This is a genomic window from Rhizobium sp. RM (genome assembly GCF_013390595.1).
In the GTDB taxonomy this organism is placed as follows: domain Bacteria; phylum Pseudomonadota; class Alphaproteobacteria; order Rhizobiales; family Rhizobiaceae; genus Agrobacterium.
The window spans coordinates 36,856-63,125 of the sequence record NZ_JACAWV010000019.1; the positions used below are offsets into that span (position 1 = coordinate 36,856).

At 58.2% G+C, this 26,270-nt stretch carries 28 protein-coding genes; 16 read left to right on the plus strand and 12 right to left on the minus strand.

Annotation, left to right across the window (positions count from 1 at the left end):
* Positions 1 to 62: 62 nt before the first annotated feature.
* Together HWX89_RS15295 and HWX89_RS15300 are read right to left on the minus strand one after the other, a co-directional pair.
* Positions 63 to 467, minus strand: coding sequence for a hypothetical protein (locus HWX89_RS15295; RefSeq protein WP_138794106.1), 405 nt, complete (start codon positions 465 to 467; stop codon positions 63 to 65).
* A gap of 9 nt (positions 468 to 476) precedes the next feature.
* Positions 477 to 1,364, minus strand: a complete 888-nt coding sequence (locus HWX89_RS15300) for a TIGR02587 family membrane protein (RefSeq protein WP_502707601.1) — start codon at positions 1,362 to 1,364, stop codon at positions 477 to 479.
* A 224-nt stretch (positions 1,365 to 1,588) separates the two neighbouring features.
* On the opposite strand from HWX89_RS15300, the gene HWX89_RS15305 reads away from it, so the two are divergent.
* On the plus strand, positions 1,589 to 2,803 hold the full coding sequence (locus HWX89_RS15305) for an FAD-dependent monooxygenase (protein WP_210271417.1): 1,215 nt from the start codon (positions 1,589 to 1,591) through the stop codon (positions 2,801 to 2,803).
* Between the two features lie 42 nt (positions 2,804 to 2,845).
* Here the strand turns inward: HWX89_RS15305 and pcaF are convergent, their stop codons facing one another.
* The 3 genes from pcaF to HWX89_RS15320 all read right to left on the minus strand — a co-directional run bounded on the left by pcaF (position 2,846) and on the right by HWX89_RS15320 (position 5,543).
* A complete protein-coding gene (pcaF, locus tag HWX89_RS15310) occupies positions 2,846 to 4,051 on the minus strand; it encodes a 3-oxoadipyl-CoA thiolase (protein ID WP_138794108.1) in 1,206 nt (401 codons plus the stop codon).
* A 68-nt stretch (positions 4,052 to 4,119) separates the two neighbouring features.
* On the minus strand, positions 4,120 to 4,824 hold the full coding sequence (locus HWX89_RS15315) for a CoA transferase subunit B (protein ID WP_138794109.1): 705 nt from the start codon (positions 4,822 to 4,824) through the stop codon (positions 4,120 to 4,122).
* Positions 4,821 to 5,543, minus strand: coding sequence for a 3-oxoacid CoA-transferase subunit A (locus HWX89_RS15320; RefSeq protein WP_138794110.1), 723 nt, complete (start codon positions 5,541 to 5,543; stop codon positions 4,821 to 4,823). The genes HWX89_RS15315 and HWX89_RS15320 overlap by 4 nt, the downstream gene beginning before the upstream one ends.
* Before the next feature lie 137 nt (positions 5,544 to 5,680).
* On the opposite strand from HWX89_RS15320, the gene HWX89_RS15325 reads away from it, so the two are divergent.
* Complete coding sequence (locus HWX89_RS15325) at positions 5,681 to 6,436, plus strand: IclR family transcriptional regulator (protein ID WP_138794111.1); 756 nt, start codon at positions 5,681 to 5,683, stop codon at positions 6,434 to 6,436.
* A gap of 19 nt (positions 6,437 to 6,455) precedes the next feature.
* On the opposite strand, the gene fhuB is transcribed toward HWX89_RS15325, so the two are convergent.
* The 6 genes from fhuB to HWX89_RS15355 form a co-directional block, all read right to left on the minus strand.
* Entirely contained in the window at positions 6,456 to 8,444 is a 1,989-nt protein-coding gene (fhuB, locus tag HWX89_RS15330) for a Fe(3+)-hydroxamate ABC transporter permease FhuB (RefSeq protein ID WP_138794112.1), read from the minus strand.
* A 1-nt stretch (position 8,445) separates the two neighbouring features.
* Positions 8,446 to 9,270 carry an ABC transporter substrate-binding protein gene (locus tag HWX89_RS15335; RefSeq protein ID WP_178340783.1) on the minus strand — a complete coding sequence of 275 codons (825 nt, stop codon included), beginning with the start codon at positions 9,268 to 9,270 and terminating at the stop codon, positions 8,446 to 8,448.
* A gap of 68 nt (positions 9,271 to 9,338) precedes the next feature.
* Positions 9,339 to 11,783, minus strand: coding sequence for a TonB-dependent siderophore receptor (locus HWX89_RS15340; RefSeq protein ID WP_138794114.1), 2,445 nt, complete (start codon positions 11,781 to 11,783; stop codon positions 9,339 to 9,341).
* A gap of 111 nt (positions 11,784 to 11,894) precedes the next feature.
* Positions 11,895 to 12,857 carry a FecR family protein gene (locus tag HWX89_RS15345; RefSeq protein ID WP_138794115.1) on the minus strand — a complete coding sequence of 321 codons (963 nt, stop codon included), beginning with the start codon at positions 12,855 to 12,857 and terminating at the stop codon, positions 11,895 to 11,897.
* Positions 12,858 to 12,954: 97 nt separating this feature from the next.
* Positions 12,955 to 13,452 carry an RNA polymerase sigma factor gene (locus HWX89_RS15350; RefSeq protein ID WP_138794116.1) on the minus strand — a complete coding sequence of 166 codons (498 nt, stop codon included), beginning with the start codon at positions 13,450 to 13,452 and terminating at the stop codon, positions 12,955 to 12,957.
* Positions 13,453 to 13,626: 174 nt separating this feature from the next.
* Complete coding sequence (locus HWX89_RS15355; RefSeq protein ID WP_138794117.1) at positions 13,627 to 14,022, minus strand: (R)-mandelonitrile lyase; 396 nt, start codon at positions 14,020 to 14,022, stop codon at positions 13,627 to 13,629.
* 172 nt (positions 14,023 to 14,194) lie between these two features.
* Here HWX89_RS15355 and HWX89_RS15360 point away from each other — a divergent pair, with 172 nt between their 5' ends.
* Genes HWX89_RS15360 through HWX89_RS15390 form a run of 7 tightly spaced genes read left to right on the plus strand, consistent with a single transcriptional unit; the run spans position 14,195 to position 20,138 of the window.
* Positions 14,195 to 14,629, plus strand: coding sequence for an acetyl-CoA carboxylase biotin carboxyl carrier protein (locus tag HWX89_RS15360; protein ID WP_138794118.1), 435 nt, complete (start codon positions 14,195 to 14,197; stop codon positions 14,627 to 14,629).
* Positions 14,629 to 15,996, plus strand: coding sequence for an acetyl-CoA carboxylase biotin carboxylase subunit (gene accC, locus HWX89_RS15365; protein WP_138794119.1), 1,368 nt, complete (start codon positions 14,629 to 14,631; stop codon positions 15,994 to 15,996). The genes HWX89_RS15360 and accC overlap by 1 nt, the downstream gene beginning before the upstream one ends.
* The gene (locus HWX89_RS15370; protein ID WP_138794120.1) at positions 15,993 to 16,403 is read left to right on the plus strand and encodes an acetyl-CoA carboxylase; all 411 of its coding nucleotides are present in this window, start codon (positions 15,993 to 15,995) and stop codon (positions 16,401 to 16,403) included. The genes accC and HWX89_RS15370 overlap by 4 nt, the downstream gene beginning before the upstream one ends.
* On the plus strand, positions 16,400 to 17,107 hold the full coding sequence (gene pxpB, locus HWX89_RS15375; protein WP_138794121.1) for a 5-oxoprolinase subunit PxpB: 708 nt from the start codon (positions 16,400 to 16,402) through the stop codon (positions 17,105 to 17,107). The genes HWX89_RS15370 and pxpB overlap by 4 nt, the downstream gene beginning before the upstream one ends.
* Positions 17,104 to 18,099 carry a 5-oxoprolinase subunit C family protein gene (locus HWX89_RS15380; RefSeq protein WP_138794122.1) on the plus strand — a complete coding sequence of 332 codons (996 nt, stop codon included), beginning with the start codon at positions 17,104 to 17,106 and terminating at the stop codon, positions 18,097 to 18,099. The genes pxpB and HWX89_RS15380 overlap by 4 nt, the downstream gene beginning before the upstream one ends.
* Positions 18,100 to 18,115: 16 nt before the next feature.
* A complete protein-coding gene (locus tag HWX89_RS15385) occupies positions 18,116 to 18,883 on the plus strand; it encodes a LamB/YcsF family protein (RefSeq protein WP_138794123.1) in 768 nt (255 codons plus the stop codon).
* Positions 18,884 to 18,935: 52 nt separating this feature from the next.
* Entirely contained in the window at positions 18,936 to 20,138 is a 1,203-nt protein-coding gene (locus HWX89_RS15390; protein ID WP_138794124.1) for a pyridoxal phosphate-dependent aminotransferase, read from the plus strand.
* Between the two features lie 4 nt (positions 20,139 to 20,142).
* Here the strand turns inward: HWX89_RS15390 and nac are convergent, their stop codons facing one another.
* Positions 20,143 to 21,048 (minus strand): nitrogen assimilation transcriptional regulator NAC, encoded by a 906-nt coding sequence (gene nac / locus HWX89_RS15395; RefSeq protein WP_138794125.1) that lies wholly within the window; start codon positions 21,046 to 21,048, stop codon positions 20,143 to 20,145.
* Positions 21,049 to 21,309: 261 nt separating this feature from the next.
* Between nac and HWX89_RS15400 the strand changes: the two genes are divergently transcribed.
* The 7 genes from HWX89_RS15400 to HWX89_RS15430 form a co-directional block, all read left to right on the plus strand.
* A complete protein-coding gene (locus tag HWX89_RS15400; RefSeq protein WP_138794126.1) occupies positions 21,310 to 22,089 on the plus strand; it encodes an SDR family oxidoreductase in 780 nt (259 codons plus the stop codon).
* Positions 22,086 to 22,793, plus strand: a complete 708-nt coding sequence (locus HWX89_RS15405) for an amino acid ABC transporter permease (protein ID WP_138794127.1) — start codon at positions 22,086 to 22,088, stop codon at positions 22,791 to 22,793. The genes HWX89_RS15400 and HWX89_RS15405 overlap by 4 nt, the downstream gene beginning before the upstream one ends.
* Positions 22,790 to 23,548 (plus strand): amino acid ABC transporter permease, encoded by a 759-nt coding sequence (locus tag HWX89_RS15410; protein ID WP_138794128.1) that lies wholly within the window; start codon positions 22,790 to 22,792, stop codon positions 23,546 to 23,548. The genes HWX89_RS15405 and HWX89_RS15410 overlap by 4 nt, the downstream gene beginning before the upstream one ends.
* Positions 23,545 to 24,312: an amino acid ABC transporter ATP-binding protein gene (locus HWX89_RS15415; RefSeq protein WP_138794129.1), complete on the plus strand. Its 768-nt coding sequence runs from the start codon at positions 23,545 to 23,547 to the stop codon at positions 24,310 to 24,312. Before HWX89_RS15410 ends, HWX89_RS15415 begins: the two co-directional genes overlap by 4 nt.
* A 36-nt stretch (positions 24,313 to 24,348) precedes the next feature.
* Positions 24,349 to 25,185: an ABC transporter substrate-binding protein gene (locus HWX89_RS15420; RefSeq protein WP_138794130.1), complete on the plus strand. Its 837-nt coding sequence runs from the start codon at positions 24,349 to 24,351 to the stop codon at positions 25,183 to 25,185.
* Between the two features lie 105 nt (positions 25,186 to 25,290).
* Positions 25,291 to 25,965, plus strand: a complete 675-nt coding sequence (locus tag HWX89_RS15425; RefSeq protein ID WP_178340784.1) for a 4-carboxy-4-hydroxy-2-oxoadipate aldolase/oxaloacetate decarboxylase — start codon at positions 25,291 to 25,293, stop codon at positions 25,963 to 25,965.
* 34 nt (positions 25,966 to 25,999) lie between these two features.
* Positions 26,000 to 26,270 (plus strand): ATP-binding cassette domain-containing protein (locus HWX89_RS15430; RefSeq protein ID WP_178340785.1); only part of this gene is annotated, 271 nt, incomplete at its 3' end.

Genomic DNA, 26,270 nt, shown 5'->3' on the forward strand with positions numbered 1-26,270 from the left:
GGTGATTCGTTCCCCCGCTGCGGCCCGATCAGCTCAACAGATCTTCATTCACGCACTGGTGTTTACGGGTCGGCATAGCCGCGCGGCTTGATGCGGATTTCACGATTGGTCGTGTCGGTTATGAAGATGAAAGCGCCGCCCGCTGTTGAATGGGCAGGGACATAGTCGAGGATGACCTCAACGCTTTCCAATACGTTTCCAGCGTCGATGACTTCGCCCCTGACAGTCACTGCGGCGGCAGTTCGGTCAGAACGGTTCAGCACCTGAAACTCGACGCGATGGCCGGATTCAATGACGCTGTCTTGGCCGACCTGAATGGCAAGATCCGGAGGGTTGGTATCCTGGGTCAGTGCCTCGTAGCCGACCCACGCCAGAATACTAGCGACCACCAGGCCTGAAAGTACACCGGTGGCCCACTCGATCCAATGAGGTTCCTGTGCTTCGGGGTGTTTTGACTTGCTGGCCATGCGCCCTCGCTAAAGAATGAGACGTGCGGCTGCAGCGCCGATTGCGCCTGGAAACGACAGAACGATAGTCGACATCAGCATCTGCGTCGGTACCGTGTGATCGAGCCGCCCGAATATCCAGAGCACATAGAGGCTGACGATCAGTGCAACGACGTAACCGGGCAGGGTGAAGCGGAAAAAGACGTGCCACCGTGGTGTATCATCCGGTATCTCGTGGGTGCCTCTGAACGAGACGGCATAAACGAACCCGTGCATGATGGCGATCGATATCAGAATGGCGACGAAAGCATGCCAGGGTGTCATCCTGTAGGAAATGAGGATTACTTCTTCAGTCGGAGCGACATTCAGGTTGAGAAAAAGCGCGCCGACCGCCATGAGGAAAAGCTCGCGACTGTAGCGAGTTGAGAGCTGTCCTTCGACAGGATCGTTTTCATCCACATAGCTGTTCTTATCTTCTTCATCGCTCGTATCCGACTTGTCTCCGAACTGTGAGCGACCGAGCAACGCGCCGATACTTGCCGGTACAGCCTGGATCGCGATCTTTCCGAGCATTTCCGAAAATGGCATGTCTGGCTTGATGTCTCCAAGCAAGACAAGGATTGCAGCACTCATGACAACGCCAAGTGCATAGGCGATCATGGCGTCGCGATACGCCTCACGCCATGTGGACGTCCGTTCGAAGCCGATCATCCTTGCGAGCATGATCAGGAGCGGAATGTTGAAAAGCAGCAGAACGAACAACCTGTAACGCTCGATGTAAAATCCAAGCTGCCACAACTCCATGGTCATGAGCATGGGAATGCCGAAAAGCAGGGCGCCGGCGGCACCGCGAGCGATGCCAATCGCAAATTCTGTCAGCTCTGGTGGTTCCGCCTTTCTGATTGAAGCGCCTGCCATTGCCATTTCTCTCTTCTGCACCCGGATGCGTGCCCGCCGATCGCGTGAAGCGCGTTTCATTAATTGCGGCGACTGCAAATCGTTCCAAGTGCAATGGCTTTGGGACTGACTGCGTGAGGAGGAACCAAACATCCCTTTTCCTCATTGCTTGATGACGACCGAGCCCCGGCCCGATAGGCGCAGGGATCTTCTTCTTTTTTTCAGTTCAGTGCGAGTGTGTGAGCATGCGTGATATGGATCAGCAGAAGCGCCGGGTTCTGATTACGGGCGCCAGTGTTGCTGGCACGACATTGGCCTGGTGGCTTAATCATTGGGGCTTTGACGTCACGGTGGTGGAGCGCCATCCCCAGTTTCGCGATGGCGGCCAGAATATCGATGTCCGGGGTGCAGGGCGGGACGTGCTCCATAAGATGCGGCTCGAAGACGTGGTAGCCAGGAATGGAACTGGCGAAGAGGGCATCCGCTTCGTCAACGAAAATAACGAGACGATTGCCGAATTCGACGTCGATGAAATTGGCCCCGATGGGCCGACGGCGGAGCTGGAAATTCTGCGCGGCGATCTCGCAAGAATCCTCTTCGAGGCTTGCGGGCACGATACCCGGTTTCGCTTCGGCGATTGTATCGAGGATATCGATGACCAGAAAGATGGTGCTGTCGTAACATTCAAATCTGGCAATCAGGAAAACTACGATCTGGTGATTGTTGCCGAAGGCGTCGGATCATCAACTCGGGAAATGTTCTTCATGGGGGAGAATGAGCCGCGATGGCTCGATGTCATCATGGGTTACTTCACCATCCCAAAAAGCGAGAGCGACGTTGACTATTGCCGCATTTACACAGCCGGCGAAGGCCGGAGCATATGGTTGCGGCCCGACAACAAAGGGACGACGCGCGTTATCCTTGTTGTGCAGAAAAAGCCAGATGAAGAAGACGCGCTGTCGCCTGAAGAGCAGAAGGAGTTCCTGAGACAGCATTTCCACGACGCCGGCTGGGAGGCACCTCGCGTGCTGCAGGGGCTCGACACCGCCGATGATCTTTATTTCGACGTTCTTCGCCAGGTGAAGATGGAGCGCTGGTCGAGCGGCCACGTGGTTTTGACTGGCGATGCCGCATGGTGTGCAACCCCGATTTCAGGAATTGGCACCACGCTTGCCATTGTTGGAGCCTATGTTCTTGCCGGAGAACTGGCGACCGCCAAAGATCTTGATACGGCGCTGCATCGCTATGACGAGCTGATGCGGCCCTATGTCGAAAAGGGTCAGGGGGTGCCAAAAATTGCACCGAAAATGCTACAGCCGCAAACCCGCTTCGGTGTCGCTCTCCAACATGCGGTGCTGAGAGTGGCCGCGAGCCCCGGCGTCAAAAAGATCGTGACAAAATTCTTCACGCCCGATGCCGACGAGTTCACGGTCCCTGACTACGATCGCGGTAGACGCTGAAAAGGCGAAGACCACTAAGCTGATCCTCGCCTTGCTCCCAGATTAGACGCGCTGAAGTGCGACGGCGATGCCCTGGCCGACGCCAATGCACATGGTGGCAAGAGCATATTGGCCGTGTCCGAGCGAAAGCTCCATGGCGGCAGTACCACTGATGCGGGCGCCCGACATCCCCAGTGGATGGCCGAGTGCGATCGCGCCTCCGTTCGGATTGACGTTTTCCGCCTCATCCGAGAGACCTAGGTCTCTGAGCACAGCAATGCCCTGCGACGCGAAGGCTTCGTTCAGTTCGATGACATCGAACTGCGAAGGGGTGAGGCCAAGTCGTGCGCAAAGTTTGTGCGTGGCTGGCGCTGGCCCAAATCCCATAACACGCGGTGCAACACCGGCCGTGGCCCCGCCCATGATACGCGCAATCGGTGTCAGACCGTATTTGCGTGCGGCGGCTTCCGACGCGATGATGAGGGCTGCAGCCCCATCGTTGACACCAGAGGCATTGCCGGCAGTCACGGTGGCGCCTTCCAGCCGATTGACGGGCTTCAGCTTTGCAAGGGCCTCGAGGCTGGTAGAACGCGGATGTTCGTCCGCAGACACGACGATTGGGTCGCCTTTTCTCTGCGCGACCAAGACAGGCGTGATTTCCTTAGCCAGCCGGCCATTTGCCTGTGCAGCAGCAGCTTTCGCCTGTGAACGCACGGCAAAGGCGTCCTGGTCTTCGCGTGATACGTGGTAGTCGATGGCCACGTTGTCGCCGGTTTCCGGCATGGAATCGACACCGTATTGCTTCTTCATGGCGGGGTTGACGAAACGCCAGCCAATCGTCGTATCGTAGATTTCGGCGTTGCGGGAAAATGCGCTTTCCGCCTTTGGCATAACGAAGGGCGCACGGCTCATGCTTTCCACACCGCCTGCTATCATCAAGTCGGCTTCGCCTGCCTTGATCGCACGCGCCGCCGTGATGACGGCGTCCATGCCGGAACCGCAGAGGCGATTGATGGTCGTACCAGTCAAGGAAACAGGAAGACCTGCCAGGAGCAACGACATGCGGGCAACGTTGCGGTTATCCTCGCCGGCCTGGTTGGCGCAGCCATAGACGACATCGCCCACTGCTTCCCAATCGACAGACGTGTTGCGTTCCATCAAGGCCTTGAGCGGTATCGCGCCCATATCGTCGGCACGTACGGATGACAGCGAGCCGCCGAAACGGCCAATCGGGGTGCGGATATAATCGCAAATGAATGCGTCAGTCATAAAATCCTCCTCAAGCGGACCGGTGTGGAATCGGATGCGACTTCCAAACACTGGAACGCTTTATGAATTCACAGTGTCGGAACGGTCAGATCGGCCACGGCGCCATCGATGTGGAGCTTGGCACCCGTCATGGCCTGCAGTTCTTCGACACTTATGCCCGGCAGCTTTTCACGCAGGACAAAATGGCCGTCCACGATGTCGATGACGGCGTGGCTGGTGTAGATGCGGGTGATGCAGGCAACGCCGGTCAGCGGGAAGGTGCATTTTTCAACGAGTTTTGGTTCGCCATTCTTGGTGACGTGTTCGGTAATGACGAACACCTGCTTGGCGCCGTGAACCAGATCCATGGCGCCGCCGACGGCCGGCACGCCCTTTGAGCCAACCCGCCAGTTGGCAAGGTCGCCGTTTTCGGCAACCTGAAGCGCGCCTAGAATGGCCACGTCGAGATGACCGCCGCGCACCATCGCGAAGCTGTCTGCATGGTGAAAGAACGCGGCACCCGGTTTCAGGGTCACGGCCTTTTTGCCGGCATTGATCAGATCCCAGTCTTCCTCACCGGGCTTCGTCGCTTCCCCGAAATTCAGGATGCCGTTTTCGGTGTGAAACACGGCCTGACGTCCCGGCGGCTGATAACGCGCCACCATTTCCGGAAAACCGATGCCGAGGTTCACATAGGCGCCGTCTTCAATATCCTGGGCGGCGCGCCAGGCAATCTGGGCGTTGGAAAGCTTGATGTCGTCACGGACATCGACCGTCAGCGTATCGGCGCTCATGCGTAAATTCCTCCCTCATACTGCATCCCGGCGCGGATCATTGCCTCTTCCTGCTGCGGGTTCGCCACTTCGACGACGCGGTCGACGAAAATTCCAGGTGTCACGACCTGTTCCGGGTCGATGCCGCCGGCCTCGACAATCTTGGAAACCTGAACGATCGTCCTGGCTGCGGCCATGCACATCAGCGGATTGAAGTTGCGGGCGGCCTTGTTGTAGGTGAGGTTGCCGTGCGTATCGCCGACATGCGCCTTCACGATCGCAAAATCGGCCTTCAGCCAGCGTTCCTGAACATAATGGCGACCATCGAATTCAGCGATCGGCTTGCCGTTGGCAAGCTCGGTTCCGTAGGCAGTCGGCGTATAAAAGGCCGGAATTCCCGCGCCGCCGGCTCTGATGCGCTCGGCCAGTGTCCCCTGTGGTACCAGTTCAAGCTCGATTTCGCCGGCAAGATACTTGTCTGTGAAGGCGCGCGGGTCGGACGATTTCGGGAATGAGCAGATCATTTTGGCGACCATGCCTGCGTCGATCATCGCGGCGATGCCGATCCTGCCGTTTCCGGCATTGTTGTTGATGACGGTGAGATTTCTGGGGCGCTTGTCGATCAGCGCATGAATGAGTTCAATCGGTGCGCCGGAACCGCCGAAGCCGCCGATCATCACCACGGCGCCGTCGCCGATAGCGGAAACCGCTTCCGCGGCACTTTGCGATCTCTTGTCCATTCGACCTCCCTAGATCTTACGTCGACAAACTGTCTGTGTTCCCGCCAGTAGATACGACTCATCAGGGCTTGCGGCAATGAAGTTTGTGCGTTAATTGATATTTGTTCATATACCGCACAAAACGAAAGGGTTAAGCCGTGAAAGAAACGGATTTCGTCAGCGGCTTTGCCAAGGGTTTGCGTGTAATCGAGGCATTCGGCGAGAGCGACCGGCGCCTGTCGATTGCCGATGTCGCAAAGAAAACGGGGCTTGATCGCGCCACGGTGCGACGCTCGCTGCTGACCCTCTTCGAGCTCCAATATGCTGACTATGATGGCAAATTCTTCACGTTGACGCCTCGCATCCTACGGCTTGGTCACTCCTATCTGTCCGCCACGCCCTTGCCGACGCTGTTGCAACCTCATCTTGACGTGCTGGCGGAAAAGACCGGCCAGAGTTCATCCGCATCCGTGCTTGATGATACGCAGATCCTTTACATCGCCCGTGCATCGCAACGGCGCGTCATGTCGATCAACCTTAATCCCGGCAGCCGTCTTCCGGCTTACTGTTCTTCGATGGGTCGGGTGTTGCTTGCCGCCCTCAGCGACAGCGATGCGCGCGATGTGCTGGCGAGATCCGATCTGCGGGTCAACACCGACCGGACGCTTGTCGACCCCGACGCGATCATGAGTGAACTCGGTCGTGTCAGGGAGCTTGGATATGCCTTGATCGATCAGGAACTCGAACTGGGCCTGAGATCGATCGCCGTGCCTTTGAAGAACAGGCGCGGTGAAACGATTGCGGCCCTTAACGTCGGCGCTCCGGCTGCACATATCTCGCTGGAGCAGATGACGGATGATGTTCTGCCGCTGCTGAAAGAGGCGGCGGAAAACATCATGCCCCTATTGAACTGATTGGTCTGATCCGGGACGTTCAGCCGCGTTGGCGCATCGTATAGAGAAACACGGGACCGCCGATCAGCGCGGTCAGAAGACCGGCCGGCATTTGCCATGGGAAGATCAGTGTTCTCCCGAGCCAATCCGCTGTCAGCATCAGAACACCTCCGGCAAGCGCGGCGGCAAAAATCTGCGGCAGCGTGCGGGTTATGCCAAACTGGCGCACCATATGCGGCGCCAGCAGTCCAACGAAACTTGCAGGTCCAACAATGATGGTTGCACCGGCGGTGGCAATGGCGCTGTAGAGAATGATCGCACCACGTGTGCGTGAAATCCGCAGTCCGAGCGATCGGGCGCTGTCTTCACCAAGTCCGAGCAGTTCAAGCGGACGGTTAAGCAGCGGAACAACGAGCAGGGCCAGGGCGGCCAAGATCGCCACTGTTATCGCCTGATCGGTGGTGACACGGTAGGTGGAGCCGGAAAACCATGTGAGAAGAAGCCCTCGCGCAGGCCCCCCGACGGCCACGACAAACGCGCCGATGGCTCCGACAATCGCCGACAGAGCGACGCCGATCAGAATGATCCTGTCAGGTGCGAAATTTGCGCGTCTGCCCAGGATGATGATTGCGGCTGTCACCAGCAGCGAGCCGGTGGCACAGGCGATGAGCAGATCGCCGGGCGTGTAGGAAGTCGAAACGAAGAGCAGTGCGATAGCGCCAAGCGTTGCGCCGGCCGATATGCCCATGACCTCGGGACTTGCCATGGGATTGGCCGTGACACGTTGAACAAGCACGCCGCTGATGCCCAAGAGAACACCTGCGGAGACGGCGCCGACGACGCGCATGAGGCGCCAACGCGCAATCAGGTTGACGTCGGTACTCCACTCCCAACCCGCCGGACCATGGCCGACGGCAAGCGTGATGATAACGAGGGCAGAGAGGACGACGGCACAACCCGCCAGATGGTTCGGCATAAGCCGGATAAGGTGAGATGTCATCTGCTGGGTTTGCGACCGGATGGCGCCGGATCTGGCTCGCGACAGAAGCACAAGCAGGACGGGTGCTCCGAGAAGAGAAACGAAGGTGCCGGTCGGAAGCTGGCCATTCGCAATGGCAGGCAGTTGCACGATCTGATCTGCCAAAACGACGAGCAGACCACCGAGCAGCGGTGCCCAGATGATAAGCGATCGCAGATCGCGTGCACCCAGCGCACGGGCAAGAGCCGGGACAGCGAGACCGACGAAACCGATGGTACCGACAGTGGCGACCACCGATCCTGCGACGACGATGGCAATGGTAAGGGAAAGGCCACGCAGCCACGCCGGTTTCATGCCAAGCGAAGTGACGACGGTGTCATCCATCTCGAGGAGGCGAAGGGCACGACAAAACAATGCTGCAATCGCCCATGCGAGCAGCAGACAAAACATCAGGCCGAATGCTGGTCCCCAGCTTGTCTGCTCCAGCCTGCCGGTCTGCCATTGTGCGAGATCTTCGCTGCGCTCCGGGTAGAGAAGCACGATGATAGCGCAGATCGTTCCAAGCGTCAGATTGACGACGAGCCCGGCGAGAATGATGGAGATTGGCGAACGGCCAGCGCCGGCCGAGATAGCGAACACGGCGGCGGTCGCGATGGCGGCGCCGGCGATGGCAATCGGCGCCTGGCCGACATCCAGCAGACCCGGTGCAAAGACCAACGCTAGGAGCAGGCTGGTCTGAGCACCCGCCGATGTTCCAAGCGTCGTCGGTTCCGCCAAGCCATTGCGAAGGGATTGCTGGAACAGCAGGCCGGAGAGGGAAAGGGCTGCGCCGCAGAGGAAGGCAACGGCGAGACGCGGCAGCGCCGCAAAGACAAACAGCAGTGCTTCGATTGATCCTGACGGCGGCGTTGTCAGGGCTGCTGTCCAATCGGAAACTGGCAGAACACGCTGCAGATTGTCTGCCGCCAGCAACGCGCCCAATAGACCGACCAGCAGGGCGCACAAAGGTAGGACGTAATGGTTGATGCTGTGACCTCTTGCTTTCGCCATGTCACGCGGCCCTGTCGAATGTCGTGGCAAGCCACTCCGCAAAGTTTGTCGCCGACACGAGGCCGCCGAAGACCGAGACGGGAGGCGAAATATGGACCTTTCCGCTGCGAACGGCCGGGATCGAACGCCAGAGAATATTATCGTCCAGCCTCGACAGCATTTCCGTTGTCCTGTCGTTCTGGTTCAAGATCACGACCGATGCATCCGGTGTCTGCAGCAGTTTTTCGACACCGATCGATGTGAAACCAAAGCCGTTGACCGGTCCCTGCCAGGCATTTTCCAAACCAACATGTGTCAAGGCGCTGCCAGGCAGACTGCCGGTCGCGTAGACATTCACGAAGCGGTTGTTGCTTCGCAGATTGAGAAGAAAAACGCGTCGCGATTTTGCTGCTCCGGCCACCCCGGTCAACCGCTGTTCAAGTTGTTGAATATTGCCTTGTCCTGGTGCATCAGGAAAATCCCTCAGGACGTCAGTGGCAAAAATCCGCGCCCTTTCGATCGGGTCGCCACCGCTGCCATGGATGTCGCAAAGACGAACCGGTGCGATCTTCGCAAGCTGCGGGCGGGAGATTGCGCTCCATGACGGCAGATAGATTGCATCGGGTTTCAATCGATCAAGCAGCTCCAGGTTCGGTTCCCAGGTTGACCCCAGATCGATCACATCGTTCATTGCAGGCAGATGACTGAAGCTTGCCCGAAACCCCGAAAGATCGGCGATTGCTGCAGGCTCTATACCAATTGCAATCAGCGTCTCGGCCGCGGCCCAGTCGATTGACGCGACATAGGGTTTGAGGGACGGGGCCGCCTTTATCGATCTGGCCTGCAAGGCAAATGCCGCCGCACCGAAAATGACGGTGCGGCGGCAAATACGATTCTGCAGATGATATTGGGGTCTTACCACTGGTAGCTGAGCTTGCCGAAGATGGTTCTCTGCGAACCATAGTTGCAGCCGTTATAGGTGAAGCATCCGGGCACGTAATACTTGTCGAACAGGTTGCTGACGTTTATCGAGGCGCTCAACCCCTTGGCTTCCGGGAATTTCTTGCCGAAATCATAGCGGAGTGCGAGGTCGACGAGTGTGAATCCCGGCACCTTGAAGGTGTTGTCGTCATTGCCCCAGGTCTCGCCGATATAGCGCACACCGGCACCAACACTCAGACCTTCCAACGCTTCCTGCTGCAACTCGTAATTCACCCAGAGCGACGCCGCATGGCGGGGAATACGATAAGGCGTATTTCCGAGCTGACTCGCCGTTTTTGTTTCTGTGATCTCGGCATCCGTATAGGTATAGGCAGCCGCGAGGCTGATGCCGTTATCAAGATTGGAAACGGCTTCGAACTCCAGACCACGGGCGCGGATTTCACCCGTTTGCAGGGTATAGCGCGGATCAGCCGGGTCGTAGGTCTGGACGTTCTGGCGTGCGAGATCGAAGGCGCTCAAGGTGAACATGCCATCAAAGCTATCCGGCTGATATTTGACGCCGACTTCCCATTGCTGGGCCGTTTCGGGAACGAACACATTGCCGACGCTGTCGGTGCCGACGACAGGGTTGAAGGACTCGGAGTAGCTGGCATAGGGCGCAATGCCGCCGTCAAACAGGTACGTCAGACCGGCCTTTTTGGTGAAGGCATGATCGTTCTGCTTGGTCAACGTTCCGGAGGTGAGGTTTTCCGTATCGCGCCACGCCCAGTCCTGCCGCATACCGAGTGTCAGAATGAGATTGTCGAGCTTGAGTTGATCCTGAACGTACAGACCTGCCTGGGACGCGTCGATGTCCGACAGTGACTTGGTCGAATAGACGTTGGTGTTAACCGGCGACCCGTAAACAGGGTTGTAGATATCGATTGCGCTCGCAGTGCCGCGCTGCTCCAGCCAGCGCGATGTGCCCCAGAGATAATCCAGACCGACGATCGCCTTGTGTTCGATCGGACCGGTGTCGAAATCGAACCGGAAGCGACTGTCGACGGCAATGCCGTCGTTTTCAATGTCACGCAGGTTATAGGTGCGGTTGAGCAGCCGGTTGCCCACCAGCGCGCCGCTGGCCTGCAGGTACTGGCGATGGTTGGACAGATGCGTGTAGCGAAAATTCTGCTCGAACTTCACGGTATCGTTGAAGCGATGTTCGAACTCGTAGCCGACCGCTGTTCGTTCGGATGTTTCATATTCCCAATCCGGTTCACCGAGAAAGCGGCTGAACGGGATGTGGCCGTTCGGATTCGGCAAGAGAACGGCGGCGGCCGGAACCTGCGCGTAGAAATCGCCCTCGTTGCGCTGATAGGAGCCGAGAACGGTCAGCTTGGTGTCTTCATTTGGCGCCCAGGTGATACTCGGCGCAAAGTAGCGGCGATTGTTTTCAACGTAGTCGACCTGCGTATCGGCCTCACGCACCATGCCGACCATGCGATACATGATGTTTTTGTCTTCCGTCGTGCCGCCAACATCGAAACCGCCTTGATAATGATCGAAGCTGCCGACCGTTGCTTCGACTTCATTGACCGGGTTTTCTGTCGGCCGTTTGGAGACCACATTGATCAATCCGCCCGGAGCCTGCTGACCATAAAGAACGGAAGAAGGCCCCTTGAGAACCTCGACACGTTCAAGACCATACGGTTCGACAGCGAAGAAGCCGAAATAGCCCGGGGTGACGGACCTTAGACCGTCCTGATACATTTCTAGACTGCTCTGCTGGAAACCGCGGAGATAGAGCGGATTGTCCATCATTTGCGAGCCGCTCGTTTCCGATCGGACACCTGCGGTATAGCGAAGCGCCTCGTTGACGCTCTGTGCCGCCTGATCCTCGATGCGGTCGGCGGTCACAACGGACACCGCCTGTGGCGTTTCGAGGATCGAGATGTCACCCTTCATCGCCGACGAGGCATTTCTTGCCACATAGCCGTCGACCGGGCCGAAGGCACTCTCTCCGGATACGACGATCGGCGCAAGGTTCGTGGAGGCGCCCCCTGCATCTGCCGTGCCGGCACCTGCAGGCGAAATGACAATTGTTCTGGAATTGGTGAAGCGATAGCTCAGGCCGGAACCTGAAAGGATACGCGCGATGGCTGTATCGGCCGACAGGCGCCCGCTGACACCGGGAGACTGTTTGGCTGTTGCATTCGATGGGACATAGGAGACCTGAATGCCGGACTGGCGACCAAAGGCAGCCAGAGCCTGGTTCAATGGTCCGGGTGCGATTGAGTAGGTCGTTTCAGCGGTCTGCGCGATGGCAGGTTTTTCCGCTGTCATCGTCACGATTGCCGCAACCGACGACAACAGCAGCGTTACTGCCGAAACTCGACCTCGATGCCTGTAATCGACATCCAATTTGCCCCAAAGTCCCATAGGTGCCCCTTCAAAATACGCAGTTTCAAGGCGCGATGAAGCTTTTTCATCGTCGCCCCGATAGAGAAAACGGAAGGGGCCGCAAAATTTTCTCTTTTTTCTCAAGTTTTTTTAGAAGGCCGAAATTATGGTGAGATAAGGGGTCAATTCCCTGACCTTGCCGCCATAGGGCTGGACCACGGCTTCGAGCGCCAGATGCGGGTTTCTGAGGTCATAGACACCGCTGACCGGCTGGGTTCCCAGGCCCGGGTCCGCAATAAGAACCCGGCCACGTTTCCAACGGGCGATCCTTGTCACAACGGTGGCGATCTTCTCTTTTTCGACAACGATCATGCCGTCACGCCAACTGCCAATCTGGCCGACATCGCGTGTGCCGGTGGAGACCGTTCCGTCAGATGTCGAAAGGCTAAGCCAGTCTCCGGCATTCAAGGTCATGGCTGGCCGTTTGATCTCTGGCGGCAGGTCGGCCCGAACAATCCCGTGGCTCACCGAAAGATTGAGCTGGCCGCCGTCTTCGCTGATATCGAAGGCGGTGCCGAGTGCCGTGGCGATCATGGTGTCCATCTGAACGGCAAATGGACGTGCGCTGTCTCTGGCGACTTCAAAAAATGCCATGCCCTGGATCAGTTCGACATCGCGTCGTGTGCTGTTGATGCGGGAGGCTATGGCACTGTCTGGCCCAAGCGTCGCAATGCTGCCATCGGCAAGTTCCACGCGTTTGATTTCCGCAGTCGAAGTGATGACATCGGCGCGCGCCTGAAGGATCAGACCGGGAGCGGAATAGCCAGCGGCGATCAGTGCTCCAGCGCCGACGAGACCACCGACGACAAGGGTGCGACGCGACATCGAATAGGCATGGCTGCGTTCCGCTCGACGTTTGTCTGTCAGAAGCTTGCCTGTCATGCCGTGAATTTCGAGCGCCTCTGCAAAAATCTGGCGATGCAGATCGCTGCGACCCAGCCAACGGGTCGCAACGTCAAGCGCCACCGGATTGTCCGGATCGCTCTTGATACGGATCAGTATATCCACCGCTTCTTCGAACAGCCGATCTTCGTCGGTTGCATCATCACTCAACGACGTTTTTCCTTTGGTCAGCGCTTCGACACGATCGTTTCTTTACATGAGGGATAACGAACGGGAAGGCGGAATTTTCTCTGTCTGGGGACGAACGTCACACATCCTTCAGTCGTGTGCGGACGTGGCGATAGGCTTCCCGAATGAGCGACCAGGTTCTGGTCGTCGACAGGCCGATTTTCTCTGCGACTTCGGCGATGGTCATTTCTTCGAGCCGATAGAGTTCAAACGCCCGGCGTGTTCGCTCGGGTAACTCTGCAAGCGCCTGATCGGAAAGCGCCAGCCGCTGTTTGTCGTAGACGATCGTTTCCGCGGACGGCTTCGGATCGGCAACGGCCTGAACCGTCACCTCCGACACATGACTGAAGGGGGAGCTGCTTTCACGCCTGCCATGATCGATCAAAAGGTTTCGGGCGATCCGGAAGAGATAGGCTCGGGGATTGTGCTCCTGGCCCGTCGGCTTTGCCGTCATCAACCGCACAAAACTGTCCTGTGTCAGATCAGCGGCAGAATCATCCGTCATGCCGCGATTGCGCAGAAAACTCCTCAGCTCCTTTGCATGGCGGCCAAACAGGTCGTGAACATCCCACGCCATCAGAGCGGTTCAATCGATGCGGGTTTTGAGATTGCGCCTGGATACATAACGAGGTTCGAGCACAGCGGAAGATTGGCAAGCTATAGCCTGACCGCGTCCTCAAAACTAGTGGAAAACTGTCATATTTAAAGCGCCCGCGTCATGCGGCTTTCGCTGATGATGCGGGCTGACGTTTCAGCCGAGATACTGGGCGTCCGTCACATGCTCGAGCCAGTCGACGACCTTTCCGTCAACATGCTCCTGGATGGCGATATGTGTCATGGCGGTTTCCGGCGAGGCACCGTGCCAGTGTTTTTCACCAGGTTCGAACCAGACCACATCGCCGGGATGGATCTCCATGATCGGGCCGCCCTCGCGTTGCACACGCCCGCGCCCTGATGTCACCAGCAATGTCTGGCCGAGAGGATGAGTATGCCACGCGGTTCTTGCACCGGGTTCGAAGGTCACCGAAGCCGAAGCGGCGCGGCGCGCATCGTTTGCCGAAAACAAAGGGTCGACGCGAACATTTCCCGTAAACCAGTCCGACGGACCCTTTGCCGACGGCTGCGAACCACTTTTGGTGATAATCATTGTGCTTCCTTCCTCAGAGAATCTGCCCGTTGATGCAGCAAGAGGCGACTGCCGGTCCATTGAAACTTCGTCTGACCCCATCAACCCGCTGCCTATGTTACCACAATGGCCTGTGATGGCTGCTGCTCGAAATGGGGCGCAGCATCGACGCAGCCCAAATGTGGACCGAGGAATGGACCTTTCAAAGATAGAAACACTCATCGAATTCGTCGGCCGGTCCAGCATTACCGAACTGACGGTCACCGAGAAGGACACCACTGTCCGGATTTTCCGAGAAAGGTCGACAAATGCTTTGTCGTCGACGGCTGAGAGCGTCGCCGCTGTCGAGCAACCCGCGCAAGCCACCGTGCCTGAAGACAAGCCTTCAACAGGCGGGTTTGCAGTCAACGCTCCCATCTTTGGTGTCCTGCATATTGCTCCGGCTCCCAATGATCCGCCTTTCGTTGCCGTCGGCGATGAGGTTGTCGAAGGGCAGACACTTTTTATCATCGAAGCGATGAAGGTTTTCAACAAGATTGCCGCGCCGCGCGCTGGCTGCATCACGCGTCTGACGGACGTGAACGGTGCGGAGGTCGAGGCTGGTGACATGCTTGCGGAGATCGCGTGATGCAGCCGCAACAACGTTTCGACAAGGTTCTGATCGCCAATCGCGGCGAGATTGCTCTGCGCGTGGTGCGCGCCTGCCGTGACATGGGCTTGAAGACGGTCGTTGTCTGCTCGGAAGCTGACCGGAATGCCGCCTATACCCGAAGCGCCGACGAAGCGATCTGCATTGGTCCGGCGCCTGCCCCGAAAAGTTACCTGAACCAGAATGCCATTTTGCTCGCGGCACGTCTTTCTGGCGCCGGTGCCGTTCATCCAGGCTATGGTTTCCTCTCGGAAAACGCTCGGTTCTCCGCTTCCGTCGACGAGGCGGGGCTGACGTTCATCGGGCCGGATGCCACCGCGATCGCCACGATGGGCGACAAGATCGCCGCCAAGAGCGCCATGGTTGCTGCCGGTGTGCCCTGCGTTCCAGGTCCCGACAGTGAACTTCCCGCTGAGCCGGAGGCGATCCGCGCCATCGCGTCGGAGATCGGCTATCCGATCATCGTCAAGGCTGCCGGTGGTGGCGGTGGGCGCGGCATGCGGGTCGTGCTTGAAGAGGCTGATCTGCTGGAAGCGGTGACATTGACCCGCGAAGAAGCCCGCAAGGCTTTTGGAACGCCGGCGCTCTACATGGAGAAATTCCTCCAGCATCCGCGTCATATTGAAATTCAGGTGCTGTGCGACACGCATGGAAATGCTGTCTGGCTTGGTCACCGCGATTGCTCCATGCAACGGCGCCACCAGAAGGTTGTCGAAGAGGCGCCGGCGCCGGGCATTTCGGATGCGCTGATTGGTCCCGTCGGAGAAGCATGCGTCAAGGCCTGCCAGCAGATCGGCTATCGCGGTGTTGGCACCTTCGAGTTTCTTTATGAAGATGGCGCGTTCTATTTCATCGAAATGAACACGCGTCTGCAGGTCGAGCATCCCGTGACCGAGGAAACCAGCGGTGTCGATATCGTCCAGCAGCAGATCCGTGTTGCGCAGGGCGAAGAGTTGCCGATGAACCAGAACGACGTGGCCTGCCAGGGGCACGCCATCGAATGCCGTATCAATGCCGAAGACCCGGCCACCTTCATGCCGTCGGCCGGCGTCATTGCCGCGCTCGAACTGCCGACAGGCGAAGGCGTTCGTGTCGATACGCATGTCGAAGCCGGTTACAGGGTCTCTCCCTATTACGACTCCTTGATCGCCAAGCTTATCGTGCACGGGCGTGATCGGGCTGAGGCCATGGCCCGCACCCGCGCCGCGCTCGCCGCCTTCAAGCTGGACGGCATCGCGACCAATCTGCCGCTGTTGCGGGAGTTGTTTGAAGACCCGGCTTTTGAAGAGGGCCAAACGGACATCCATTATCTCGAAAAATGGCTGAAGACGCGGGGGCGCGCATGAGCAAGGTTGATTTCACCGATCCCGCGATCATCGAAAGGCTGACACTCGTTCTTGCAGCCGCCGGTGTCGATGGTATCGAGATCACCCGCCGGGACCAGACCGTGCGGATCGTTGTGGCCGGATCTGCGGGAAGATCCGCGCGTGATATCAGCGCCAGCAAGTCGGAGACCGCGTCTGCCGCGATCTTCAAGGCGCCGATGGCGGGAGTGTTCTGGCCATCAGATCTTTCGCGCGCGCCAACGCAGGGCAGTTCTGCGAATGACAATCTGGTGGGCTTCCTCCGTGTCGGACCAGTTCTGTTGCCGGTGAAAGCCGGGACCTCGAAACGCCTTCGCCGCCATCTCGTTGAACCCGGAACGGTCGTCGGCTTCGGCGACCCGATTGCAGAAGTCGAGCCAGAAGCATGAACGCCTCGATTGCCAAAATCCTAGCCCCTTTGGAGGTCTTTTCACAGGACCGCAATGGGGCGCGCGTGTCGCCGATTGGCTCCCGCGCTTTCCTTCTTGAAGCCACGGGCGATTTCGATCTTGCCTCGCAGCGGCGGATCTGGGCTTTGTCCAAGGTCGTCGAAACCTGGAGCGAAACCCAGGAAATTGTGCCGGGCATGACCAATCTCCTCGTTGTGCTCAAGGCCACGCCCGATGCCCCGGAGGCTCTGGCACTGCGTCTTCTGGAAGCCTGGGATCAGGCCGAGAGCATCGATCTTGCCGGAAGAACGATCGAAATCGCAGTGACCTATGGCGGTGATCACGCCACCGATCTTGCCGCGCTTTGCGACCGATCAGGATTGTCAGACCGCGAAGTGGTGCGCATTCACTACGAAGGGACCTACCGGGTGTTTGCACTCGGAAGTGCGCCGGGGTTCGGTTACCTGCACGGTCTTGATCCGCGTATCTACATGCCGCGAAAGACCGTTCCTTCACTCAACATGGCAAGAGGCTGCGTCACCATAGGCGGCATGCAGACCGGTGTTGCAGTCCTGACGGGCCCGAATGGCTGGAATTCAATCGGCTTTGCCGAATTGCAGATGTTTGATCCAATGTCGGATACGCCTGCCATCATGGCGCCGGGTGATACGGTGCGTTTCGTGCCAGCGAGCATAGAGCTATGATAGAGATCATCCACACGGGACCGTTCAATACGGTACAGGACCTTGGTCGCCCCGGTTTCCGAAATATCGGTGTTACCACCAGCGGCGCAATGGATACGCTGGCCTTGAAGGTTGGAAACAGTCTGATCGGCAATGACGCAGGCGCTGCCGCGCTCGAGATTCAGACCTATCCCTTCAAGCTGCGGTTTTCGAAGCCGACCGCGTTTGTTGTCACCGGTGCCGACTGCGGCGCATCGCTTGATGGCGCAGCCATTCAATCTTGCTGCGCTTTGCCGGTGCAAGCTGGACAGGTTCTGGAGCTGGGCCAACCCCGCACCGGCACCCGCGCCTATATCTGCGTTGCCGGCGGCATTGATGTCGCAACTGTCATGGGATCGCGCAGTACGTCGCTGCGCGGTGCCTTCGGCGGTAACGACGGCCGTTTCCTCGCGGTCGGCGATACATTGCGCGTCGATGAGGTTTCCGAACCACTGAATTTTCCGGCAGCGGGCGTCGCCTTTGTCGATCCGGTCTATGCGCTGGCGGATGCTTTTCCGGCAGCGGAAGATGGTGTGCTTTCGGTTCGTGCCATTCCGGCCGGTGAACATGCGCTTTTCGGCGATGATGCCGAGCGTTTCTGGTCGCAGACCTGGAAAATCTCAACCCAGAGCGACAGAACTGGTTATCGACTGATGGGCGATGCCATCAAGCCGACAACACCGGTGGAAATGCGCTCGCATGGTGTTGTTTCCGGCGTTGTGCAGGTCCCGCCGAGCGGTGAGCCAATCATCCAGATGGCTGACGCCAACACGGCAGGTGGTTATCCCAAGATTGCTGGCGTTATCGAGGCCGACCTGTGGCGACTTGGCCAGGCGCGCATCGGCAGCCGGTTGCGGTTTGTCCGCGTGACGCACCAGCAAGCGGCTGAGGTCGAAAAGTCGGTCGCAGCATTCATTGCCGATGTCCGCAGAACCTCGCGCATGGTTTGCCAGGCGCTTGCCGTGATCAACTGACGCGAAGGAGGGACGAATGAAGATCGATCTGAATTCCGACATGGGTGAGGGTTTTGGCCCTTACCGACTGTGTGATGATGAAGCGATGATGAAGGTTGTCTCCTCGGCCAACATCGCCTGCGGTTTTCACGGCGGTGACCCCGACACGATGGTCCGGATGGTACGGCTGGCCAAAGCGAACGGTGTGGGCATCGGTGCACATCCTGGCCTGCCCGATCGTGCCGGTTTTGGTCGCCGCGAAATTCCTTATTCGGCGGATGAGCTGCGTCAGCAGATGCTCTATCAGCTCGGTGCGCTCAGGGCGATTGCCGCAAGCGAAGGCCAGCAGGTCGCTCATTTCAGCTTCCATGCGGCAATGGGCAATATGGTCAACCGGGACCCGAAGCTTGCCGATCTGATGATGGATGCGATCCGCGCCGTTGATCCGGGGCTTATCATTTTTGCAATGCCGGGCAGTGAGATTGAAGGCGCTGCAAAGCGTGCTTCGCTGAAGACGCTCACCCTTTTTCTGGCGGACAGAGCCTATGATCGCGAGGGCCGTCTGGTTACCCGAGGTCTGCCCGGTGCGCTGGTAAAAGAAGAATCTGCAGTGCGCGCCCGCGTTCGCCAGTTCCTGATCGATGGAACTGTCACGACCATTGATGGCGCAACCATCGCCATGACGGCCCGCTCGATTCTCGTCCACAGCGATACGCCGGGTTCTCTCGAACTGGCGCGCATTGTCCGTAGCGAAATCGAAAACGCCGGCGGCTCGCTGGCGCCTGCATCCGAAGTTGCCGGCTGAGGTTTTCAGCCGATCCGTTTTCACCATCTGTTCAAAACTGGAAGACCAGACCATGCCTGCGATTGCCGACCGATTGAAAAATGTCTCGATTTCCGCTTCCGCCGCAATGACGCAACGCGCGCGCGAACTTGCCGCTCAAGGCATCAAGGTGGTGAGCCTTTCGTCCGGAGAACCAGATTTCCCGACGCCTGCACACGCCGTCGAAGCCGCTCATGCGGCCGCTCTTGCAGGTGATACGAAATATCCCACAATGGATGGTACGCCGGCGATGAAGGCGGCGATCATCCGCAAGTTCAAGCGCGACAACAAACTCGTTTACGAACCGAACCAGATCGTTGTTTCCGGCGGCGGCAAGCAGGTCATCTTCAATGCTGTCTTGGCAACCTGCAATCCGGGCGATGAAGTTGTCATTCCTGCGCCGTCCTGGGTCAGCTATGCAGATATCGTCAAGTTTGCTGGTGGCGTTCCGGTTTCGGTACCGTGCCCGGAAAATGCAGGTTTCAAGCTGCGGCCCGAAGACCTCGAGGCAGCGATCACTCCACGCACCAAGTGGCTTTTCCTCAACTTCCCGAACAATCCGACCGGCGCCGCCTGCTCGCGTGCTGAAATGGCGGCGATCGCCGAGGTCATGCTGCGCCATCCGCATGTCTGGATTCTGACGGACGATATCTACGAACATCTCGTCTACGATGATTTCGAATTCTGCACGATCGCCGAGGTCGAGCCACGTCTTTACGATCGCGTGTTGACCATGAATGGCGTGTCGAAGGCCTATGCGATGACCGGCTGGCGCCTCGGTTACTGCGGCGGTCCGAAGGATCTGATCGCGGCAATCAGCAACGTTAACGGACAAAACAGCGGCGGTACCTCGACCTTGACCCAGGCTGCATCCGTGGCCGCGCTCGATGGGCCGCAGGATCTTCTCAAGGAACGTTCGTCCATCTACAAGACCCGTCGCGATTACGTGCTGGGCAGGCTTGCGGAGATCGACGGTCTGCGGGCGCACAAGCCGGAAGGTGCGTTTTACATTTTCCCGAACATTTCCGAGCTCATCGGCAAGACCAGCAAGGGCGGTCGCAAGATTGCGACCGACGTCGATTTCGTCATGGGTCTGGTCGAAGAACACCACGTGGCAACGGTGCAGGGCGCGGCATACGGCATGAGCCCGTATTTCCGCATCTCCTATGCGACAAGCATGGAAATGCTGGAAGAGGGCTGCAACCGCATCGCAGAATTCTGCAACGGGCTGCGTTGACCGACTAAGATTTCAGGCGGGCGGTGAGCTCCATCAGAATGGATTTCACCGCCAGCGCCGGCTCCGACAACTCGCTTTGGTCGGAAACACAGAACGACAGGGTTTCCTCGATCCTTGGCGTGATGGGGCGGACGATCAGAGGTTCGCTCGTTTCGGCCAGAAGGCGCTCGCTGATCGCCTTCGGCATGATCGTTGCACCCATGCCATCTGTTACGGCACGCGATAGCGTCCGGACGATTTCGATTTCTGCCACGACGTTCAGTGAGACGCGTGCGCGGGTGAAGGCGAGATCAACCGCACGACGCACAAAATTGTAAGGCGGCGGCATGAGAATGGGGACATCCTCCAGCGCCGAAATTGGCAGAGGCTGATCGCTCGCTTCGATCCCCATTCGGCTGTGACCGACGAAATAGAAATCCTCGTTGAGCAAAGGCTCAAAACGCACGCCCTTGATTGGCCCCGAGCCGTGAATGAGCGCCATTTCCAGACGTCCGTTCATGATCATCTGGCTGTAGGTCTGACCGACGCTTTCGGTCAGATGAAGCAGGATTCCGGGGTGACGTTTTCGGGTCTCGATCAACAGATCGGCGGAGAGCGTCGCCGCACTGCTAAATGGCACAAGGCCGACGGACACGCGGCCGACCAGTGAAGCGCCTGTTGCTTTGACGTCTGATTGAGCGAGATCCATCTGGCGAAGGATGATCTGTGCGTGCCGATAGACGGCACGGCCCGCCTCGGTCATGGACACGCCCTGCTGGCTGCGAATCAGAAGCTTCTGCTGGAAATGATCTTCCAATCCGGCAAGCTGCTGGCTCAAGGCGGGCTGCGCAATATGCAAAACGTCGGCGGCGCGGGTAATGCTGCCGGTATCGACGATCACGATGAACGACCTCAGTCGCCTTATGTCCATGAAAGTTCCCTCTTTATCTCTGCCGCGATTTTCGCAGGCCGCGCGGAGGATTGCAACGCGACCAACAGCCGCCAGCGGCAAAAAAGAAGCCGTGCTTTTGCAGTCTCTGGAAAAGACGAACTTCTAAGTGTCTGTCTGCGCTTGATGATTTCGCGCGAATGGGCTCCATAACGCATCCTTATCCATCCAGATTCAATCCGTCTTAGGCAGAACGCCAAAGCTCCGCTAATCTCAAATTTAACGACAAGGGGATGAATACGAATGTCTTTTTCCGACTATAAAACGGCTCTTGTAACCGGCGCCTCCGGAGGGATTGGCGCGGCGATCGTTGAGCGTTTCCGGCGTGAGAACATTGAAGTGCATGCCGTGGCAAGAAGTGCTGACGCGCTTCAGGAACTGGCAGAGCGTACCGGTTGCATCCCGCATGCCATCGACGTGACCGACCGTGAGGCGCTGGCGAAGCTTGCCTCCGAAATCGACTTCGACATTCTCGTCAACAACGCCGGTGTCGACCGGCCGAAGAAGTTCCTTGAAGCGGAAGATGGCGATATCGACCTGCTGATCGATGTGAACCTGCGCGCCGTACTGCATCTGTGCCGGCTGATCGTGCCTGGCATGGCGGAACGTGACCGCGGCCACGTCATCAACATCTCCTCCATTGCTGGCAACTACAATTTCGGCGGCAACTCCACCTATCACGCCACGAAAGCCGGCGTTGCCATGCTGTCCAACCAGTTGCGCATCGATACGTTCGGCAAGCGGGTTCGCGTCACCGAAATCTGCCCCGGTCGTGTCGCCACGGACATCTTCAATCACGTTCACGGTAACGACCCGTCGATCCGCGAGCGCTTCATTGATGGTTTCGAATTGCCGCAGGCTTCCGATATTGCCGATGCAATTGCCTTCGCGGTTGCAGCACCCGTATCGATGAACATCGGTCACATGGAAATCACCCCGACGCTGCAGGTCATGGGCGGTCTGCAGACTGCGAAACCACAAACGCCCGCTGTTGTCGGCAGTGCCAAAGGGGCAGAGCGGTGAGCGGCTTCGATCTTTCAGCGATTTTCTCAAATCCTGAATATGTCGGGATGCTTCTGCATGGCATCCAGATGACATTTGTCATCTTCTTCGGCTCCTGGACGCTTGCGATGACGCTGGCAATTCTGCTGCTGGCGCTTCGAGTTTCGCCGTTTCGCTTCGGTGAGCCGATCGTTGCCGCTTACGTCTCCTATCACCGCAACGTGCCGACACTCGTTCAGTTGATGTTGTGGTACTTCGGCATTTTCACGCTCATGCCGCAAGGTTTGTCGGACTGGCTTGCCAGCCACAATGCGGAGGCGATCTTCGCGGTGATTGGCCTTGGTCTCTGCCAGGCAGCCTATTTCAGCGAGGATTTGCGATCAGGCCTGCGTTCTGTCAGCAAGGGGCAGATGGAAGCGGCTCAGGCGCTCGGCCACGGTTACGTCTCCGCCATGCGCTTCGTGATCATGCCGCAGGGCATTCGCAATGCCTTGCCGCCCCTCATCAATCACAGCGTTTCCCTGTTCAAGAACAGCAGCATTGCCATCGTCATCGGTGCACCTGAATTGACGCACGCCGTCAAGGAAGTCGAAAACCTCAGCTTCCGCACGTTCGAAATCTATACGATCGGCACCGTCACCTATCTGTTCTTCTCACTCATCATCATGGGCATCGGAGCTTATCTCTCGATGCGTGGCGATCCGGCGCGGAGGGCGCGCGCATGATCCAGGATTTCATCAATATCATTCAGGATTACTGGCTGCTGCTTCTGATCGGGCAGTATCCGAACGGGCCCCTCGGCGGGCTTGCCAACACCCTCATCCTTTCGGCACTGGCGATCGCACTAGCTTTCCCGGTCAGCATTTTGATGGCTCTTGCCCGCCTGTCCAAGTGGCGGCTCCTGAGCTGGCCGATTACCGGTCTCGTCTATGTCACGCGCGGCGTGCCGCTCCTGATGCTCATTCTGTGGTGCTACTTCGTCATCCCGCTGTGGACTGGCGCAGACGTGCCAAGCTTCCTGATCATGCTGGTCACGCTGGTCATCTATCAGGGCGCATTTTTGAGCGAAGTGGTGCGGGCGGGTATCGTATCGCTCGGCCAGGGACAGATGGATGCCGCCCGTGCCCTGGGGCACAGCCATCTCGGTGCGATGCGTTACGTCATCCTGCCGCAGGCGCTCTACAACATGATCCCGAGCATGATCTCCACGTTCGTTTCGACGATCAAGGACACCACGCTTGGTTACGTCATCAATGTGCCGGACCTGACATTTGCGGCGAGTCAGGTCAACAACCAGCTTTTGACGCAGCCTTTCCAGGTCTTCCTCATTCTCGCAGTGGTCTACTACATCCTGTGCTGGAGCCTGACCTATGTTGCCAACAGCGTGGAGCGGCGGATCGCGCGCCGCCGCGCCGGCCCGCGCAATGTCCGCCTTCCTGCAGAGGCAGCCCCACTTAAAACCATTACGGAGCAGCTATGAGCACCCCAGTTTCCGGGCCGAAGGCCGATCAGGCGATCCGCATTTCCGATGTCTGCAAAAGTTATGGCGATTATCAGGTTCTGAAGAACGTCAACGCCGAGGTGGCGCGCGGCGAGGTCGTGGTGATCTGTGGCCCATCCGGTTCCGGCAAATCGACGCTCATCCGCACGGTCAACCGTCTCGAAGAGATCAACAGCGGCGGTATCAGCTTCGAAGGGCAGGACATTCACGCGCCGATGCGCAGCAATGAACTGAACAAGCTGCGCAGCCGCATCGGCTTCGTGTTCCAGAGTTTCAACCTGTTCCCGCACCTATCAGTGGTCGACAACGTTTCGATGTCGCCGATCCGGGTGAAAGGGGTTCCAGCCAACGTTGCCCATGAAAAGGCTCTCAAGCTGCTCGATCGGGTTGGCCTTGCCGACAAGGCCAATTCTTATCCCGGCCAGCTTTCCGGTGGTCAGCAGCAGCGCGTCGCGATTGCCCGTGCGCTGGCCATGGAGCCGCCGGTCATGCTGTTCGACGAGCCGACCAGCGCTCTCGATCCGGAAATGGTTGGCGAAGTCCTGAGTGTGATGAAGAGCCTCGCCGCCGAAGGCATGACCATGCTTTGCGTCACCCACGAAATGGGCTTTGCGCGCGATGTTGCGGACCGGATCTGGTTCATCGACGCGGGCGAAATCCTCGAAACGGCTCCGCCTGAGGAGTTTTTCAAAAATCCACGACATCCGCGCGCTCAGCGTTTTCTCGCTGATCTGCGGCACTGACTGCCTTCTTTAAAAAATAACAATGGAGAACAGCAAATGAACTGGAAATTCGCAATTCTGACATCGCTCGTCGCCAGCACCGCTGTCGTCGCGCCAGCCAAAGCCGACCAGCTTGCCGATATTCAGGCAGCGAAGACGCTGCGTTGTGCAACCTTCGCCGATGTGACGCCCTTTGCCGCGCCAGACCCGAAGACCCGCGAAATGGTCGGCTTCGACGTTGATCTCTGCAACGCCATCGCCAAGGAAATGGGCGTCAAGGCTGAAATCAAGCCGGTATCGGTTGAAGCACGTGTCCCGGAAGTGAAGCTCGGCCGCGTCGACATCACCGTTGCCAACCTCGCCTACACCCAGAGCCGCGCCGAGCAGATCCAGTTCAGCGACCCCTATTATCTCGCCAAGGAAATGCTGATCGTTCCGACTACGGACGAAGGCAAGGCCAAGGCAGATTACGTCGGTCAGCGTATTGCCTCTACGAAGGGCTCGACGTCTGAAATGTCGATCAAGCTCAACAAGTCCGAGCCTTTGACATTCCAGGATACTGGTTCTGCCTATCTTGCCGTTCAGCAGGGCAAGGCGCGCGGCATGGTCGCAAACACGATGACGACGACGAAGCTTGTCAATGAATCGAAGACCCGCGGCAAGGAAATGCGCATGATCGAGGAGCCCATGCTGTACCAGCCGATTGGTATTGGCATGCAGAAAGATCAGCCGGCGCTGACCGCCAAGGTCAACGAGATCCTGCGCAAGCTCGACGCAGATGGTGAGATCAACAAGATCTGGGACAAGTGGCTCGGTCAGGGCACCGAATACAAAATGACCCGTACCGACAAGGTCGTGCCGCTCTCCGAGCTGAAGTTCGATCCGATTCCCTGATCTGACGCACCAGGCGTCCGGTCCTTAAAAACCTGAAAAACTGACTATTGCCGACGGCGGCAATCTTGCCGCCGTGCGGTTCACTATGGCCTCGAGGAGGGCCTCATGACCCACATCAAAGATATTCCCGCACGTCCGTCCAAGGAGGATCTGGAGGCTCTTTCGAAGTTCTCTCCGGCAACGATCCATGAGGCTCAGGGCCGTCGTGGTGCGCTGTCGTCGCGTCTGAAGCCGGTCGACTACCGCATGAAACTCTGTGGCCCTGCCTTCACGGTGAAGTCGTCGCCGCGCGACAACATCATGCTGCAGCTTGCGATCAATTACGCCAAGCCGGGCGATATCATCGTCGTATCCGCCGGTGAATATGAGGAAGCCGGTTCGTTCGGCGATGTTCTAGCCAATGCCTGCCTTGCCAAGGGTATCGGCGGTCTTGTGACCGATACGGGCGTGCGCGATACGCTGCAGCTTCGCGAGCTCGGTTTCCCGGTGTTTTCGCTGAGCACCTGCATCAAGGGCACGGTCAAGGAAACGATCGGCACCACCAACGACACGATCATCGTCGGCGGCGAGATCATTCATCCGGGCGATGTTATCGTTGGCGATGCCGACGGTCTGGTCGTGGTTCGTCGTGATGAAGTTGCCGAAGTCGCCAAGCTTTCGCAGGCGCGCGAAGATGCCGAAGCCGGTTACATCGCCGCCTACAAAGCCGGCAAGACGGTGGTCGAGGTCAGCAATCTCGAGCCGGTGCTGAAGGCAAAGGGTCTGGTTGTCGGTATCTGACTTACCGGCAAGCGGAAGGGAATTGGGGTCTGACATGAGCGCGGCACTGAAGAATCTGGTCATCTCGTCTGCCGAGGTTGCCGTTGATATCGTCGGCATGAACAAGTGGTACGGCGATTTCCATGTGCTGCGCGACATCAACCTCAAGGTCATGCGCGGCGAGCGCATCGTCATTGCCGGCCCTTCCGGTTCCGGCAAGTCGACCATGATCCGCTGCATCAACCGTCTGGAAGAACACCAGTCGGGCAACATCTTCGTTGACGGTATCGAACTCACCAACGACCTGAAGAAGATCGATGAAGTGC